1 protein-coding gene is annotated in these 1698 nt (G+C 54.4%); it reads left to right on the top strand.

The genetic code is table 11. The annotated features are described in order from the left end of the window. Positions 1–73 precede the first annotated feature (73 nt). Positions 74–1519 (top strand): IS1182 family transposase, encoded by a 1446-nt coding sequence (locus tag NWQ23_RS00010; RefSeq protein ID WP_306164127.1) that lies wholly within the window; start codon positions 74–76, stop codon positions 1517–1519. Positions 1520–1698: the final 179 nt, after the last annotated feature.

The following is a 1698-nucleotide window of genomic DNA, read 5'->3' as shown; positions in this document are numbered from 1 at the left end:
GAGGCTGTGTGAAAACTCCCCAATTTTGATTCAGATGATGCTATAATTTCCTTACTCGGTATGGAGGTTGTTGATGACGCATTTCATCGAAGGTTTAGACCGGCAGCAGACGATGTTGCTGCCTGAACACCTTGACGATTATGTCGATGAACACAGCCCCGTTCGTGCCATTGATGCCTTTGCCGACATGCTGGATCTCGCGGTCCTTGGCTTCAATGCGCAGCCCGCCGCCACTGGTCGGCCTGGTTATCATCCGGGGCTGATGCTGCGGATCTATCTCTATGGATATCTCAATCAGGTCCAATCATCGCGTCGTTTGGAACGGGAATGCGGGCGTAACCTGGAGCTGATTTGGCTGACGGGTCGGTTGCAGCCGGACTTCAAGACGATTGCTGACTTCCGCAAAGATAACGGCCCTGCAATCCGCAAGGTGTGCCAGCAGTTCGTGGCCTTGTGTCGCAACATGGATCTACTTGATGGTGACGTGGTCGCCATCGATGGCAGCCGGTTCAAGGCCGTGAATGCCAAAGCCAAGAATTACACACGTGGTAAGCTGCGCCAGAAGTTGAGCGAGATCGACAAAGCGATCGAACGCTATTTGGGCGAGTTGGATCGCGCGGATGAGATCTTCGAGCAGACTGGCACGGTGCTGCCAGAGGCCCGCATGGAACGGACCCTGCGCAAGCTGGAACATCTGAAAAAGGAGGCCGTGCGCTACCGATCGATTGAACAGCGCATGGATGAAACTGGCGAGAGCCAAGTCTCTTTGACTGATCCTGATGCCAGATCCATGGCCACAACAGCACGGATGCCGCGCATTGTAGGCTATAATGTTCAAACAGCAGTCGAGGCGGATCACCACCTGATCGTTGCACACGAAGTCACGATGTTTGGGTTTGATCGCGATGCGTTGTCGATGATGGCTGAGGCCGCGAACGATGTCATGACGACAGATCAGCTCACAGCAATCGCGGATAAGGGCTATTACAAGGGTGAGGAAATCGTTGCTAGCGAAGAGGCTGGAATCTCGGTTGTTGTTCCCAAACCCATGACATCAAACGCTGCTGCACGCGGTCAGTTTGATAAGGCTGACTTCGCCTACGACAGCGACAAGGATGTCTATGTCTGCCCGGCAGGCGAAGACCTGACCTACAGATTTACTGGCCCCCAAGACGGCAAAGCCATCAGAACATACTGGTCGGGGGCCTGCTCTGAATGCGTTCTCAAAGACAAATGCACGACCAGTAAAGAACGGCGTGTGCGTCGTTGGGAGAAAGAGGATGTGCTGGAGCGGGTGCAGGAAAGGTTGGACGCCGACCCAGCCCAACTGGCCGTCCGCAGCATGACTGTCGAGCATCCTTACGGCACGATCAAGTCATGGATGGGGGCCACGCACTTCAAAATGCGAACTCTGAAAAAGGTGGCGACGGAGATGGCGCTGCACGTGCTGGCCTACAACATGACCCGAGTCATGAACATCATGGGCATTCCAGCGATGATCGCAGCGATGAAGGCGTAAGAGGCCTCATTAGCCCTTCAGATTGCGCCCCAAACTCTCGAATAAACCTGGAATTGCCCGAACCGCCCCTACGATGCATCAGAACAGTCGCATTGAAGGTTCTACGCCGAAATGACGGTGAACGTAAAAAATGGTCCTCGGCACCACAATCAACCCAGTTTCCACACACCCTCCGGACA

Origin of the sequence: Yoonia sp. (assembly GCF_030731595.1) — a bacterium.
GTDB lineage: Bacteria > Pseudomonadota > Alphaproteobacteria > Rhodobacterales > Rhodobacteraceae > Yoonia.
The sequence above is the reverse complement of the archived record's forward strand: the minus strand, read 5'-3'. Positions and strand labels throughout refer to the sequence as shown.